General features: G+C 66.4%; 13 protein-coding genes. 8 read left to right on the plus strand and 5 right to left on the minus strand.

All coding sequences use genetic code 11. From position 1 onward, the window contains the following. Position 1 precedes the first annotated feature (1 nt). Genes asnB through B9C43_RS32940 form a run of 3 tightly spaced genes read right to left on the minus strand, consistent with a single transcriptional unit; the run spans position 2 to position 3861 of the window. Complete coding sequence (asnB, locus tag B9C43_RS32930) at positions 2-1780, minus strand: asparagine synthase (glutamine-hydrolyzing) (protein ID WP_084430691.1); 1779 nt, start codon at positions 1778-1780, stop codon at positions 2-4. Between the two features lie 55 nt (positions 1781-1835). Continuing rightward, a complete protein-coding gene (locus tag B9C43_RS32935; RefSeq protein WP_084430692.1) occupies positions 1836-2486 on the minus strand; it encodes an alpha/beta fold hydrolase in 651 nt (216 codons plus the stop codon). A gap of 46 nt (positions 2487-2532) precedes the next feature. Beyond that, a complete protein-coding gene (locus B9C43_RS32940) occupies positions 2533-3861 on the minus strand; it encodes a lactonase family protein (protein ID WP_143446758.1) in 1329 nt (442 codons plus the stop codon). Positions 3862-3989: 128 nt separating this feature from the next. Between B9C43_RS32940 and B9C43_RS32945 the strand changes: the two genes are divergently transcribed. From B9C43_RS32945 to B9C43_RS32975, 8 genes are all read left to right on the plus strand, one after another. Beyond that, a complete protein-coding gene (locus B9C43_RS32945; RefSeq protein ID WP_084430694.1) occupies positions 3990-4823 on the plus strand; it encodes a helix-turn-helix transcriptional regulator in 834 nt (277 codons plus the stop codon). Between the two features lie 212 nt (positions 4824-5035). Next, positions 5036-5182 (plus strand): hypothetical protein, encoded by a 147-nt coding sequence (locus tag B9C43_RS56945; protein WP_160096844.1) that lies wholly within the window; start codon positions 5036-5038, stop codon positions 5180-5182. Next, positions 5179-5280 carry a K(+)-transporting ATPase subunit F gene (gene kdpF / locus B9C43_RS32950; protein WP_033380295.1) on the plus strand — a complete coding sequence of 34 codons (102 nt, stop codon included), beginning with the start codon at positions 5179-5181 and terminating at the stop codon, positions 5278-5280. Before B9C43_RS56945 ends, kdpF begins: the two co-directional genes overlap by 4 nt. Then, positions 5280-6938 carry a potassium-transporting ATPase subunit KdpA gene (gene kdpA, locus B9C43_RS32955; protein ID WP_084430695.1) on the plus strand — a complete coding sequence of 553 codons (1659 nt, stop codon included), beginning with the start codon at positions 5280-5282 and terminating at the stop codon, positions 6936-6938. The genes kdpF and kdpA overlap by 1 nt, the downstream gene beginning before the upstream one ends. Beyond that, positions 6935-9016: a potassium-transporting ATPase subunit KdpB gene (gene kdpB, locus B9C43_RS32960; protein WP_084430696.1), complete on the plus strand. Its 2082-nt coding sequence runs from the start codon at positions 6935-6937 to the stop codon at positions 9014-9016. The genes kdpA and kdpB overlap by 4 nt, the downstream gene beginning before the upstream one ends. Positions 9017-9019: 3 nt before the next feature. Beyond that, the gene (locus B9C43_RS32965; protein ID WP_084430697.1) at positions 9020-9613 is read left to right on the plus strand and encodes a potassium-transporting ATPase subunit C; all 594 of its coding nucleotides are present in this window, start codon (positions 9020-9022) and stop codon (positions 9611-9613) included. A gap of 26 nt (positions 9614-9639) precedes the next feature. Further along, positions 9640-12186 carry a sensor histidine kinase gene (locus B9C43_RS32970; protein ID WP_084430809.1) on the plus strand — a complete coding sequence of 849 codons (2547 nt, stop codon included), beginning with the start codon at positions 9640-9642 and terminating at the stop codon, positions 12184-12186. Further along, complete coding sequence (locus B9C43_RS32975; RefSeq protein WP_033380290.1) at positions 12183-12869, plus strand: response regulator; 687 nt, start codon at positions 12183-12185, stop codon at positions 12867-12869. The genes B9C43_RS32970 and B9C43_RS32975 overlap by 4 nt, the downstream gene beginning before the upstream one ends. Before the next feature lie 2 nt (positions 12870-12871). On the opposite strand, the gene B9C43_RS32980 is transcribed toward B9C43_RS32975, so the two are convergent. After that, a complete protein-coding gene (locus B9C43_RS32980; RefSeq protein WP_084430698.1) occupies positions 12872-13618 on the minus strand; it encodes a hypothetical protein in 747 nt (248 codons plus the stop codon). A gap of 16 nt (positions 13619-13634) precedes the next feature. Next, positions 13635-14399, minus strand: a complete 765-nt coding sequence (locus B9C43_RS32985; protein ID WP_084430699.1) for an alpha/beta fold hydrolase — start codon at positions 14397-14399, stop codon at positions 13635-13637. Positions 14400-14562: the final 163 nt, after the last annotated feature.

The raw sequence follows: 14562 nt of genomic DNA on the forward strand, positions 1-14562 counted from the left end.
GTTAGAACACCACTTCGGGTTGATAGATGTCCAGCCATGTCGCGAAGGAGAGGATCCGCTCCACCGTGTAGCGGTGCGCGCCGGACAGAACCTTGCGGTCTATCAACGAGAACACTGGGTGGTCCGCGGGCAACTCGTTGGCCTGGCGTTCGATGTCCGCGGCATACAACGGGTCCTGTGTGGACGGATACGGGCTCTTCACCCGTTGGACGACGGACTGCGGCAGCGCGTCCTTGACCGCGCCGCGCAGCAGGCTCTTCTCCCTGCCGTCGTAGGTCTTCATCGACCACGGCGTGTTGTAGACGTACTCCACCAACCTGTGGTCGCAGAACGGCACGCGCACTTCGAGGCCGACAGCCATGGACATCCGGTCCTTGCGGTCCAACAGGGTCCGGACGAACCTGGTGAGGTGCAGGTAGGACATCACCCGCATCCGGTGGGTGAACTCGTCCTCGCCGTCGACTCTGTCCACTTCGGCCACGGCCGAACGGTAGTTGTCGTTCAGGTAGGTCCGCAGGTCCAGCGCTTTTTCCAGCTCAGGGGTGAGTGAAGACTCGCGGCGCATGTCGCGGGCGAGCAGCAGCCACGGGAAGAAGTCGGCCTGCTGGATGACGGGGTCGTGGAACTGCTTGTACCCACCGAAGACCTCGTCGGCCGACTCACCGGACAGTGCGACGGTCGATTGTCCACGGATCGCTTTGAAGAGCAGGTACAGCGACGCGTCCGTGTCACCGAAGCCCAACGGCATGTCGCGCGCCGTGATCACCTTACGCCGCAGTTCGGGGTCGGACAGCGCATTGTGGTCCAGCACGATGTCGGTGTGGTCGGTCTTCACGTAGTCGGCCACGTCGTGCACATAAGGTGAGTCGGGCGTGCCGCGCAGCTCGTCCGGCTGGAAGTTCTCCTCCTGGCCGACGAAATCGACTGCGAAGGACCGCACCGGTTCGTTGAGCTGGTCGGCCGCGATCGCAGTGATCGCACTGGAGTCGAGTCCACCGGACAGCAGGACGCAGCGGGGCACGTCGGCGATCAGCTGCCTGCGCACGATGTCGTCGAGCAGATCCCGCACGTTCAGCACGGTGTCCTCGACGGAGTCCTTGTGCGGCTTGGCTTCCAGCCGCCAGTAGGTGCGCGTCTTGATGCCGTTCTCCGACACGGTCACGATCGTGCCCGGCTCGACTTCCTGCATGCCCCGCCAGATCGCGTTGCGTGGCGTCTTGACCAGGCCGAACAGCTCACGCAGCCCGTTGACGTCGACAACGCGCTTGGGCAGCGGGTTGGCGAAGATCGCCTTGGGCTCGGAGCCGAACAGCACGCCGTCGGCGGTGGGGTAGAAGTAGAACGGCTTGATCCCCATCCGGTCGCGGATCATCACGAGTTCCTGGGTGCGTCCGTCCCAGATGGCGAACGCGTACATGCCGTTCAGCCGGTCAGCGACGGCGGGTCCCCACCTCAGGTACCCCCGCAGGACGACCTCGGTGTCGCTGTCTGAGAAGAACTCCTGATCGCTGAGCTCGTCGCGGAGTTCGGTGAAGTTGTACGCCTCTCCGCTGTAGACCATCACCACGTCGCCGTCGGGAGTGGAGACGCGCATCGGCTGCGCGCCTCCGGGGAGATCAATGACGGCAAGGCGGCGGTGACCCAGGGCGACGTGCGGCTCGGACCACGTACCTGCCGCGTCCGGACCGCGACAGGCCATGGTCTGCGTCATCGCGTCGATGGTTGCCTGCTCGTGGGTGAGATTCCGCCGATAGGAGACCCAACCGGTAATTCCACACATATGTCACCTCCTGAGTACTGTCCGTACAACTCAATAGTGAGCTAATGCAACTAAGTTACGCAAGGGTGATCTCGGCTAGACCGATCATGATCAGGTCTGCCATCTGCTCCGGATCGGTGAGTATCGCCAGGTGGTGAGCGTTTTCCCGGTGTACGAACCAGCCAAGGCGCTCGGCGTGGTCGGCCGCTGTGTCGTACGGCTCACTCAACCGGATGTACGCGGCTTGCCGGATGGCTGGCGTGACTGGCGCGGGCTCCGCGAAGTAAGCCAGCGGGAGCCGGGGGATCTCGGCGAGGAACTGTGTCCGAAGTGGTCCGTCCGGGAGCGGGAGGTCTTCGGGGGCGAACCATTCGTGCCACGGTGGGAGTTCGCCTTCTGTGGCGAGACCGCGCAGTTGCGCCTGGGCTGGTGGTGGCGCGATGTCGAACCAGCTTTGACCCGGGTGCGGCAGGAGAGCGTCGACGAAGATCGCGGTGTCGGCGATCGCGGGAAGCAGGGCTCCGGCCCCGCTGTGGCCCACGGCGATCACGGGTTCGTCGCAGGTCGCGGCACTGATGAGTTTTTCGCGGTATGGCGGCCCGGTGACCGTCATTGTCGGAACGTGGACTCGGTACCCCTTGCGGCGCAGTACTTCTGCGGTCGGTTGCCACGTTGTGGGCCCGATCAGGGGACTGTGGATGAGCAGGAGCGTCCGTGGTCCGGTCATGAAGCCGATTGTGGCGGGCCTCGCCGGGTGCGAGGCCCGCCCGGTATCACGGGATCACGGCCAATGAGTGGGTGCCGCGAGGTGTTGTGATCTCGGTGGGAAGTTGCTCCAGCCGCGGGTGCTGACCGCGGTGCAGCCGCCAGAACTGCACCGCGCCGCGGCCGGCCTTGGCCCCGTTGAAGTCGAACACCGCGACCGCGAGGTGCTCGCCGGTGCGGTCGAAGACCACGCCTTCCGGCAGGATCCCGTCGAACGGGTACTCGCCGGCCACCTTGGTCGCGCCGGTGTCCCGGTCCAGTTCGGCCAGCGTGATCGAGCTGGTCGTCGGCGGGCGCAGCGCGTCGAACCCTTCCGGCAGGTGGCTGTAGCGCATGTTCACGGTCACCACGTGCTTGCCGTCCGGGCTGATGGCCAGGCCCTCCGGGTTGATCCCGGTCCTCGCGCCTCGTATGACCTCGTGCCGCACCTCCTTGGTCGCGTCAGTGTCAAACCGCACGCTGTACAGCGAACCGGGCGGGCTGTTGCGGTCGGAGACGGCCGGCTCGTCCCACTCCATCGACGCGGTCACGAACAATCGTCCATCCGGTGTCCACCTGCCGGGGAACGGGAACTGGCCCGCAGCGACCGGCTGTCCCCACGGCTGCAGCTTGCCGCCAGTCAATCGGTAGAACGCGACGAGGTTGCGTGGCCCGATGGTGACCGCGAGGAATTCCCCCGACGGATGCCACGCGACCGTGTTCGGGTAGACGAACGGGCCCGGAATGTCGTTGAGCCCGAACAATTGCGGGGCGCCGAGCCGCCCGTCGCGCAACGGGATCAGGCTGAGCTGCCGGCCTTGTCCTTCGGGAATTCCGGTGTCTTCGCCGGGTGCTGCCCAGTTGGCCACCACGACGTAGTCACCTCGGGGGCTGATCGCCAAGCTGTGCGCGGCGAACCCGCCTGTGTCGGTTCGCTGCACCACCCGGGGTTTCCCGCCGCGCAGGTCGACGACCGCGATCGTGGTGCTGAATTCCAGGTCGTCTTCGAAGCTCTGGTCGCCTGGTTCGCGCTGCCGCTTCACTTCCAGCACGACCGCGTGGCTTGCGTCCGGCGTGACCGCGAAGGTGGTCGGTGGTCCCCAAACCGAGTTGGACACCGCGACGTCCGTGCGTCCGCCGCGCCAGATCGCAGTGAGCGTGTCGGTCGCGCGGATCGCCGGCCCGATGTTGTCGTCGACGTACGCCTGAGCCCGGGTATCCACATCAGACAGAGCGAGTAAAGCTGTTGCGTTGAAAGGGATTCCGCCATGCTCTGCGGTGGCTTCGCCAGTCACGGCGGTGGCCAGCCCGGCGAACACCGCGAAGGCGGCCGCGGTGCGCCTGGTCTTCGATCTCATCACCATGTCCTTTCCGTCCGGTTTACCCAGCCACCTTGGAAGCGGCGGAGCGGAAGGTGAAGAGACCTGTCGAGGCTGGTACAGGCTGTACCACCCGGTTGCCGTCCGGGCAGCGCCATACTTGCCGCATGTCTCGCGAGGAGCTCGCTGCCTTTCTGCGCAGCCGCAGGGCACGGCTGCAACCGGGTGATGCCGGGCTGCCCGAGACCGGCGTCCGGCGCACGCCCGGTCTTCGTCGCCAAGAGGTCGCACAGCTCGCCGGGATCTCCGTGGACTACTACATCCGGCTTGAGCAAGGCCGTGGCGCGCGGCCGTCGAATCAGGTGCTGTACGCGCTGGGCCGCGCGCTGATGCTGACCATCGACGAGCGCGAATACCTGTTCCGGATCGCTGACCGGCGGCCTCCGGCCGTGGCGAGCCCCACGTTGACGCTGCCGCCGAGCTTCCGCCACCTCCTGGACGGGTTGCCGACGATCCCCGCCTACGTCGTGGACGCGAAGTACGACATCCTCGCGTGGAACCGGCTGATGACCTACTTCATCGGCGACCCGGACACGGTGCCCGCCGAGGGGCGCAACGTGATCAGGTGGATCTTCGCGCAAACCGGGCCGGAGAACGTGTGGTCCGACGAGCAGATGCTGCGGTTCGCCCGGACCACAGTCGCCGACCTGCGCGCGGCCTATGCCCGCTACCCCGGCGAACCCGGCATCGCGTCCTTGGTCACCGAATTGCTCGGTACCTCGCCCGCGTTCGCCGAGATGTGGGCAGCGCACGATGTCGAGGTGCGCGGGGTGATCACCAAACGGATCGACCACCCGGAGTTCGGCACGCTGGAGTTCGCCTGCGAGATCCTGCATGTGCAGGCCACCGACCAACGTCTCATCCTCTACTGTGCCGAGCCGGGCACAGCGACGCACGCGGCGTTCGCGCGGATGGCCGTGGCCGCGCAACCTGCTGGATAGCATGTCCGGTTTTTCGGCCCAGCGGCCTTCGTTGTTGCGGCCTTGAGAGCGCTTGACCGGGGATTGCTTTGTGTGATGGCTCACTGGCCGATGTGTCCCCCGAATGGGGTAGTTGCGGGACTGTGCGTGACCGGTGACCTCAGGATCGCGTAAACGCGGTGGTTACGCGCATAAAGAGCCCATCAGGCGATCCCCGGCCGGGCGGTGCGCGGATGCACGCTCATCTCAGCCGGGTCACCATCGGGGTGACCCAGTCGCTTGAGATGGGAGCGCACATGGCCGACTTGGCCTATGCGGTGCTGCTGATCGGCATCTTCGCCGTGCTGGCACTGGCCTTGCGTGGGCTGGAGCGGATGTGAGCGGGACTGGGGATCTCGCCAACATCATCGCCGGTGTGCTGGCCCTCGCCCTCCTTGTCTACCTGTTCGTCGCGCTGATTCGACCGGAGAAGTTCTGATGTCCGCCACATGGGCCGGCCTGGTGCAGGTCGGCCTCCTTCTGCTGGCCTTGGCCTTGGTGTACAAGCCGTTGGGCGGCTACATGGCCAGGGTGTTCACCTCGGCGAGGCACCTGAAGCTCGAGAAAGCCGTGTACAAGGCCGGGCGCGTCGATCCCGGGTCCGAACAGCACTGGAAGACCTACGCGTCCAGCGTGCTGGCGTTCTCGTTCGTTTCCGTTGTGCTGCTGTACCTGATCCAGCGGCTGCAACACTTGCTGCCGTTCGACTTCGGGCGCACGGCCGACCCCGGTGTCGCGTTCAACACCGCGATCAGCTTTGTCACCAACACGAACTGGCAGTCTTACGTGCCCGAGACCACGATGGGCCACGCGGTTCAGATGCTCGGCCTGACCGTGCAGAACTTCCTTTCCGCTGCCGTGGGTCTCGCGGTGGCGATCGCGTTGGTGCGCGGGATCATCCGTGCCAAGACCGACCGGCTCGGCAACTTCTGGGTTGACCTGACCCGTGGCACGGTCCGGATCCTGCTGCCGATGGCCTTCGTGTTCGCGATCGTGCTGATCGCACTGGGTGTGGTGCAGAGCTTGAAGTCCGGTGTGGACGTCACCAATCCGGACGGCAGCACGAGCCGGATCGCCTTGGCGCCTGCGGCTTCCCAGGAGGCCATCAAGGAACTGGGCACGAACGGCGGCGGCATCTTCAACACGAACTCCGCGCATCCGTTCGAGAACCCCAACTCGTGGACCAATCTGATCGAGATCTTCCTCATCCTGGTCATCCCGGTCAGTCTGACCAGGACGTTCGGCGTCATGGTCGGCAACAAGCGGCAAGGCACGGTCCTGCTGTCCGTGATGGGTGTGCTGTGGGGCGGCATGCTGGCTGTCATCTGGTGGGCTGAAGCGCACCCGAACGGTCCGTTGGCACTGCTCGCGGGCGGTGGCATGGAAGGAAAGGAAGTCCGGTTCGGCATCGCCGGCTCCGCGCTGTTCGCCAACACCACCACGGCGACGTCGACCGGCGCGGTCAACTCGATGCACGACAGCTTCAGCGGCCTTGGCGGCGGCGGGACGTTGCTCAACATGATGTTCGGCGAGCTGAGTCCCGGCGGCGTCGGCACGGGCCTCTACAGCATCCTCGTGGTGGCGATCATCGCGATGTTCCTCGCCGGCCTGATGGTCGGCCGCACACCGGAGTACCTGGGCAAGAAGCTGGGCAAACGTGAGGTCACGTGCGCTGCCATCGCGATCCTCGCGATGCCGACCTGCGTTCTGCTCGGCATGGGCGCGGCGCTGCTGTTGCCGGGTACCGCGGGGGCGTTGAACAACCCTGGGGCGCATGGATTTTCCGAAGTGCTGTACGCGTACACATCGGCGAGCAACAACAACGGCAGTGCCTTCGCGGGCATCACGGTGACCAGCGACTGGTTCCAGTCCACTCTCGGCGTGTGCATGGCATTCGGCCGGTTCATTCCGATCATCGCTGTGCTGTGCCTTGCCGGTTCGCTTGCCGCGCAACGCAAGGTGCCGCAGACCGCGGGCACTTTGCCCACCACCAGCCCGCTGTTCGCGACCATGCTCGTCGGCACGGTCGTGCTCGTCGCGGCGCTCACCTTCATCCCGGCCCTGGCGTTGGGCCCGATCGCAGAGGCATTGGCATGACGGTGACCAAGACGGGGACCATCACGCGCACCCCGGAGGAGGAGACCCGGCACCACGTGCAGAACGCGGGCCGGGTGGGTGCCGGGGTCTTCAACCCCAAACAGCTCGTCGAGAGCTTCCCGGACGCGTTGCGCAAGCTCGACCCGCGTCACCAGGCACGTAACCCGGTCATGTTCGTCGTGTGGGTCGGCTCCTTGCTGTCCACGGTGTTCGCGATCGGTGACCCGGACGTGTTCACCATCGGGACCGCGCTGTGGCTGTGGTTCACGGTCCTGTTCGCCAACCTGGCCGAGGCTGTGGCCGAAGGCCGGGGCAAGGCACAGGCCGAGACCCTCAGGCGGACCAAGAAAGAGACGGTCGCTCGCCGGCTGGTCGAGGACGGCATCGAGGAACGCGTTCCCGGTGCTGAGCTGAGGATCGGCGATCTGGTCGTGGTCGAGGCCGGAGAAGTGATCCCCGGTGACGGTGACGTCATCGAGGGCATAGCGACCGTGGACGAATCGGCGATCACGGGCGAGTCCGCGCCGGTGATCAGGGAATCGGGTGGTGACCGTTCCGCCGTCACGGGTGGCACCACGGTTCTGTCGGACCGGATCGTGGTGCGGATATCGACGAAGCCAGGCGAGTCCTTTGTGGACAGAATGATCGCTCTTGTCGAGGGTGCGCAGCGGCAGAAGACGCCGAACGAGATCGCCTTGACGATCCTGCTGTCGACTTTGACGATCATCTTCCTGCTCGCGGTCGTGGCGCTGCAGCCGATGGCCGGGTTCGCAGGCAGCTTGCAGTCCGTCATCGTTCTCACCGCGTTGCTGGTGTGCCTGATCCCGACCACGATCGGAGCGTTGCTGTCCGCGATCGGCATCGCTGGCATGGACCGGCTCGTGCAGCGCAATGTCCTGGCGACGTCAGGACGTGCCGTCGAGGCCGCCGGGGACGTGAGCACGCTGTTGCTGGACAAGACCGGCACGATCACCTTCGGCAACCGCAGGGCGACCGAGCTGATCCCGGTCGGACAGTCCACAGTGGAAGACTTGGCCCGCGCTGCCCGGTTGTCCAGCTTGGCGGACGGCACACCCGAGGGCCGCAGCATCGTCGAGCTGTGCACCAAGGAGTACGGCCTGCCCGCAGTCCCGACCGATCATGAGCGTGGCGGCGAGTTCGTCGAGTTCTCCGCCCAGACCCGGATGTCCGGCGTCGACCTGGACGGCACGGCGGTCCGCAAGGGCGCTGCCAGCGCGGTCAAGGCCTGGACCGGCCAGGACGTCTCGCCCGATGTGGACGAGATCGTCGATCGGATCAGCTCGCAGGGCGGAACTCCGCTGGTCGTCGCGGAGGGCACGGTGATCCGTGGCGTGATCCGGCTGTCGGACGTGGTCAAGCCCGGCATGCGTGAGCGGTTCGACGAGCTGCGGGCGATGGGCATCAAGACCGTCATGATCACCGGCGACAACCCGTTGACCGCCAAGGCGATCGCCGAGGAAGCCGGCGTGGACGACTTCCTGGCCGAAGCCAAGCCGGAAGACAAGATGGCCCTCATCCGCAAGGAGCAAGAGGGCGGGCGGCTGGTCGCGATGACCGGTGACGGCACCAACGACGCCCCCGCCTTGGCGCAGGCTGACGTGGGCGTGGCGATGAACACCGGCACGATGGCCGCCAAAGAGGCCGGCAACATGGTCGACCTGGACTCCAACCCGACCAAGCTGATCGAGATCGTCGAGATCGGCAAACAGCTGCTGATCACCCGTGGCGCGCTGACCACGTTCTCGATCGCCAACGACCTGGCGAAGTACTTCGCGATCCTGCCCGCGATGTTCGCGGGCATCTATCCGCAGCTGGACAAGCTCAACATCATGCAGCTGCACTCGCCGTCGAGCGCGATCCTGTCCGCGGTGATCTTCAACGCGTTGATCATCGTGGCGCTGATCCCGCTCGCACTGCGCGGCGTGCGGTACCGGCCGTCCAGCGCGCGGTCGCTGTTGCGGCGGAACCTGCTGGTGTACGGCCTCGGCGGGATCGTCACGCCGTTCATCGGCATCTGGCTGATCGACCTGCTGGTCCGACTCATCCCTGGAATGTGAGACATGGTCAAGCAAGCATGGGCCGGGCTCCGGATCCTGATCGTCCTGACAGTGATCACCGGCATCCTCTATCCACTCGGCGTCTGGGCCGTCTCCCGGATCCCTGGCCTGGAATCCAACGCCGAGGGCTCGATCATCAGCCAGAACGGCCAGAACGTCGGCTCTGAGCTGATCGGCATCGACCCGGTCGCGCAAGATCCGAACCACGACCCGTGGTTCCACACCAGGCCCTCGGCGCTGGCCAAGGACCCACTGGGCCCGGCCGATCCGAGCAGTTCACTGGCGTCGAACAAGGGCGCGGCCAATGAGGACTACGTCAAGGTCGTGCAGGAACGCAAGGACGCCATCGCCAAACGCGAAAACGTGGACCCCTCGCGGGTGCCGGCGGACGCCGTGACCGCGTCCGGATCGGGCTTGGACCCGCAGATCAGCCCGGCGTACGCCCGGCTGCAGGCGCCCCGGGTGGCCGTCCAGAACGGCATGACCGAGGCCGAGGTGAACGCCCTGATCAGCGAGAACACCACGCAGGGCATCGGTGATCCCGGGGTGAATGTGCTCAAGCTCAACCTCGCCGTCGCGGCCATGAAGCGCGGGTGAACGGCCCGAGAGCGCACACTGACGACGTGGACTACAAGCGTCGTCGCGGAGAGCTGCGGATCTACCTGGGTGCCGCACCCGGTGTCGGGAAGACCTTCGCCATGCTCGGCGAGGCCCACCGGCGCCGGGAGCGCGGCACCGACGTGGTCGTCGGCCTGGTCGAGACGCACGGCCGGGCCAAGACCGCGGACCTGCTCAACGGTCTCGAAGTGATGCCGCGCAAGCACATCGAGCACCGTGGGAAACAGTTCGACGAGCTGGACGTCGACGCCGTGCTGGCCCGCAAGCCGGAGGTCGCGGTGGTCGACGAGCTCGCGCACACCAACATCCCCGGCTGCCGCAACGCCAAGCGCTGGCAGGACGTCGAGGAGCTGCTGGAAGCCGGGATCGACGTGTTGTCCACGGTGAACGTGCAGCACCTGGAAAGCCTCAACGACGTCGTCGAGCGGATCACCGGCGCCCGCCAGCACGAGACCGTGCCCGACGGCGTGGTACGCCGGGCCGAGCAGATCGAACTGGTCGACATCACGCCGGAGGCGCTGCGCAGAAGGCTCGCGCACGGCAACGTCTACCCGGCGCACAAGATCGACGCCGCGCTGGCCAACTACTTCCGGCCCGGCAACCTGACCGCGTTGCGCGAGCTGGCTTTGCTGTGGGTGGCGGACCAAGTGGATGTGGCGCTGCGGCGGTACCGGGCGGAGAAGGCGATCACCGACACCTGGGAGGCCAGGGAACGCGTGGTCGTGGCGATCACCGGCGGCAAGGAGAGCGAGACGCTGATCCGGCGCGGCAGCCGGATCGCGGCCAGAGCGGGTGCCGAGCTGATGGTCCTGCACATCCTGCGTGGCGACGGCCTCGCCGGGGTGAGCCCTGGCGCGTTCGGCAAACTCCGCAAGCTGACCGAGGATCTCGGCGCGACCTTCCACACGGTCGTCGGCGACGACGTGCCCACGGCGATGCTCGACTTCGCGCGGGGCGTCAACGCGACGCAGCTCGTGGTCGGCACTTCCCGGCGGTCCCGGCTGGCCAGGGTGTTCGACGAGGGCATCGGTGCGGCCGTGGTCCAGCGGTCCGGGCCGATCGACGTGCACATGGTCACCCACGAGGAATCCGGTGGCCGGCTGCGCGCGAAGCTGGCCCGTAGCCCGATTTCACGTCGCCGCCGGATCGTCGGGTGGTCGCTGTCGGTGGTGCTGCCCGCGTTGGCCACGGCGATCGGTGTTTGGCTGCGGGACGACCTGATCCTGTCGACGAACGTCATCGACTACTTCCTGGCCACGATCATCGTCGCGCTGGTCGGTGGCCTGGGGCCCGCGCTGTTCGCGTCATTGCTGAGCGCCGCCTTGCTGAACTTCTTCTTCACTGAGCCGCTCTTCACGCTGACCGTCGACGCACAGCAGAACGTCGTCACGCTCATCGCGATGGTCGTCGTCGCGATCATGGTCGCGGTCGTGGTCGACGGTGCGGCGCGCCGGGCCGAATTGGCGGCCAGGGCACGGACCGAGGCCGCTTTGCTGGCGTCCTACTCGCGGACTGTGCTGACGCATGACCAGCCGCTGAACAGGTTGCTGGACAAGGTCAGGGAGAACTTCGGCCTGAATTCGGTGGCACTGCTGGAGAAAACCGACGGCGAGTGGAACCGGGTGGCGTGCGTCGGCGAAAGCCCGTGTGACGAGCCCGATGAGGCCGATGTGGACATCCCCGTCACCAACGACGTGCATTTGGCGTTGCGTGGCAAGGCATTGCCCGCGCACGATCGTCGAGTCCTCGAAGCGGCGGCAGGCCAGGCTCTGCTTGCGCTGCGCCAGCAGCGGATGGCCGCGCAGGCAGATCAGGCGCAACGCCGCGCGGAGACCACCGAGCTGCGGACCGCTTTGCTTTCGGCCGTGGGGCACGACTTGCGCACGCCGTTGACCTCGATCAAAGCCGCGGTGGGCAGTCTGCGCGCGCCCGATCTGGCGCTGTCCGAGCAGGACACCGCGGAGCTGCTGGAGACCGTCGAGGAGTCCGCCGACCGGCTCGCGGGACTGGTGGACAACCTGCTCGACTCGTCAAGGCTGGCCACCGGAGCGGTCGAACCCCGGATGAAGGCCGTCGGGTACTACGAGGTCGTGGCTCGTGCACTGTCCGGTTTGGATGGACGCAACACGGTCGCGGTCGACGTGGACGAGCGGCTGCCGTTGGTCCGCGCCGACGTCGGCCTGCTGGAACGAGTGATCGCCAACGTCGTGGACAACGCGGTACGGCACGGGACTTTGGTGCCGCGCCGCAACGTCGACGTGGACGGCGACGGCCGGGTGAGCGTGGACGAACCGTCGGTCGCATTGCGCGCCAGCGCATACGGCGATCACGTCGAGCTCTGGGTGGTGGATCACGGGCCCGGTCTGCCGAAGGGCTCGGCACCGACTGTTTTCCAGCCGTTCCAACGACTTGGCGACCGCGGCACCGGCGTCGGGCTGGGGTTGTCCGTGGCGAAGGGCTTCACCGAGGCGATGGGTGGCACGATCAGAGCCGAGGACACCCCCGGCGGCGGGCTGACCGTCGTGATCTCACTTCCGGAGGCGAAGTCATGACGAAGGTGCTGGTGGTCGACGACGAGCCACAGATCGTCCGCGCACTGCGGATCAACCTGTCGGCCCGCGGGTACCAAGTGATCACCGCGCACGACGGCGCGGCGGCGCTGCGCGCGGCCGCCGAGGGCAAACCGGACGTGGTCGTGCTTGACCTTGGCCTGCCGGACATCGACGGCACCGAAGTGATCGCCGGCCTGCGCGGCTGGACGACCGTGCCGATCATCGTGCTGTCCGCGCGCACCGACTCCGGCGACAAGGTCGAGGCACTGGACGCGGGCGCGGACGACTACGTGACCAAGCCCTTCGGCATGGACGAACTCCTGGCGCGATTGCGGGCGGCCGTCCGGCGCTCCACAGTGGCCGGTCCAGGCGAGGAAGAGGCCGTGGTCGACACGGGCTCGTTCATCGTGGACCTCGCGGCGAAGAAGGTGCTCAAGGAAGGCACCGAGGTCCACCTGACCCCGACCGAGTGGGGCGTGCTGGAGGTCCTCGTCCGCAACAAGGGCCGGTTGGTCGCGCAGAAACAGCTGTTGCAGGAGGTCTGGGGGCCTGCGTACGCGGCCGAAACCCACTACCTGCGGGTCTACCTGGCGCAGTTGCGGCGCAAACTCGAGCCGCAGCCGTCCCAGCCGAAGCACCTGCTCACCGAACCAGGCATGGGTTACCGCTTTGAGGTGAATTGATCCTAGGTCCACGCCACGGGATTGCCGGTCGCCACGGACACTTCGCACAGAATCCGCAGTGACTCGACGATGGGCTCGAAGTACGCGGGCGTCAGCGTCCGGGAGGCGACGGCAAAGCGTTGACCGGTGAACGGCTTGTCGGGCCACACCACCGAACGCTCACCATCGGTCAGGGTGGCTCGGCCGTTCTCGACGATCTGCTCGAATCGGGCTGTCCGGAACTTCGGCTGCCCGTCCACCTGCAGGAAGAACCCGCTGGGAGTCACGCCTGACCGGTAACCAGGTCCCTGGCAGACGACTCCGTCGTAGGACGGGACGTAGACCATCACGGTGGCGGCGGTGTCCTCGTTCACCAGCCGGGTCTCCTCGCCTACCTGGGGTTGAGCGTTGAAATAGGCGAGTTCGTCCAGCACGACGGCTGCCGCCGCCGCGGGCATCTGCCCGCCGTTGGCTTCGGGCAAGTTTGCCTTCAGCGCTGGGAAATGCTGCCAGCCGACGTGCTTCAACGCCGTTTGGAAGAGCCGGTACGCGCTCCAGTTCGCCACGCGTTCCTCGGCCGCTTCCATGTTCGGGTGGGGACATGCGTCGTACTGCCACCGGTCGACGGCCATCGAGTTCTCGAGGGTGTCGTGCTCGTCGACGATCTCGAACATGCTGTTCTCGACCCGCAGCCATTCGGCCGGGATCGGCGGTGGGGTGGCCAGCCCGTCCTGCCAGCAGCGGCACATCACGAATGCGTCCAGCCCCACCGGTTCTCCCAGCTGATCAGCCCTTGTAGAACGAGGCCAGCTCCGGCGCGAGCACCTCGTTGGGAACACCATGCCATTCGCCTTCAAGGCGTTTGTGCACGGCATTGGGGATCAGCTTGGCGACCTGCTCGACGCCGTCGTGCATGTCCTTGCCGGTGGCCGTGCTGTCGAGCACCAACGTGGGCGTCGGGACCGCCGTGATGTGCTCCGGGCTCGTGGTTCCCGCGATCGTCCAGTCGTACGGGTAGGTGTGCGCGATCTTCTCGAGCATCGGCTTGATCGGGTCCATCTGGGCCATGATCTCTTCCGGCACGCCGATGACCTGGTGGAAGAGGTCCACCGCTGCGCCTCGTTTCCCCTCCGCGACAAGGGCTTCCAGCTGTTCCCGGACTTCGTCGTCGTGTTCGTCCGAGCCGCCGTACGGTGGTTCGAACACCGCGAGCCGGGTGATCGGCAGGCCGCTCGCGGCTGCCCGCATGACGAGCAAGGCGCCCGACGACCAGCCGTAGACGCTGGCCTGCCCGCCCGCCGCGTCGATCACGGCGGCGAGGTCCTCGATCTCACGCTCGACCGCGTAGGGCTGGTTGTCCGTGCTCAGGCCCCGCCCGCGACGGTCGTAGGTGTAGGTCGTGAAGCCTTCCTTGGCGATCAAGTCGGCCAAGGGGCGCAGCGAATTGAAATCACGGTAACCGCCCGCGGCGTCCACCAAGATCACGGCGGGCCCCGTGCCTTCGCGTTCGTAAGCGATCTTGGTGCCGTCCGCGGATACTGCCGTGCCCATAACGGTGTCCTCTCTTTGCGGTGTTCTGCTGAGAGGTAGACGGTCCGCGCGGCGCAAACTCATCGGTTAGGCCGAAAGTGGTGCCGGTATAACGTCCCGGTTACGGGTGATCACACGATCGGGCGGTTTTTGTTGCTTTGGACCAGACCATTCCGAGATTCTT

Origin of the sequence: Kibdelosporangium aridum, assembly GCF_900176515.1 — a bacterium.
Lineage (GTDB): Bacteria > Actinomycetota > Actinomycetes > Mycobacteriales > Pseudonocardiaceae > Kibdelosporangium > Kibdelosporangium aridum.

What these genes read in the sequence shown, in the direction of transcription:
- B9C43_RS32935 (WP_084430692.1), bottom strand. Translation starts at nt 2,486, where the DNA reads ATGACCGGACCACGGACGCTCCTGCTCATCCACAGTCCCCTGATCGGG.
- B9C43_RS32975 (WP_033380290.1), top strand. Translation starts at nt 12,183, where the DNA reads ATGACGAAGGTGCTGGTGGTCGACGACGAGCCACAGATCGTCCGCGCA.
- asnB (WP_084430691.1), bottom strand. Translation starts at nt 1,780, where the DNA reads ATGTGTGGAATTACCGGTTGGGTCTCCTATCGGCGGAATCTCACCCAC.
- B9C43_RS56945 (WP_160096844.1), top strand. Translation starts at nt 5,036, where the DNA reads ATGCACGCTCATCTCAGCCGGGTCACCATCGGGGTGACCCAGTCGCTT.
- B9C43_RS32965 (WP_084430697.1), top strand. Translation starts at nt 9,020, where the DNA reads ATGGTCAAGCAAGCATGGGCCGGGCTCCGGATCCTGATCGTCCTGACA.
- kdpB (WP_084430696.1), top strand. Translation starts at nt 6,935, where the DNA reads ATGACGGTGACCAAGACGGGGACCATCACGCGCACCCCGGAGGAGGAG.
- B9C43_RS32985 (WP_084430699.1), bottom strand. Translation starts at nt 14,399, where the DNA reads ATGGGCACGGCAGTATCCGCGGACGGCACCAAGATCGCTTACGAACGC.
- kdpA (WP_084430695.1), top strand. Translation starts at nt 5,280, where the DNA reads ATGTCCGCCACATGGGCCGGCCTGGTGCAGGTCGGCCTCCTTCTGCTG.
- B9C43_RS32945 (WP_084430694.1), top strand. Translation starts at nt 3,990, where the DNA reads ATGTCTCGCGAGGAGCTCGCTGCCTTTCTGCGCAGCCGCAGGGCACGG.
- B9C43_RS32940 (WP_143446758.1), bottom strand. Translation starts at nt 3,861, where the DNA reads ATGAGATCGAAGACCAGGCGCACCGCGGCCGCCTTCGCGGTGTTCGCC.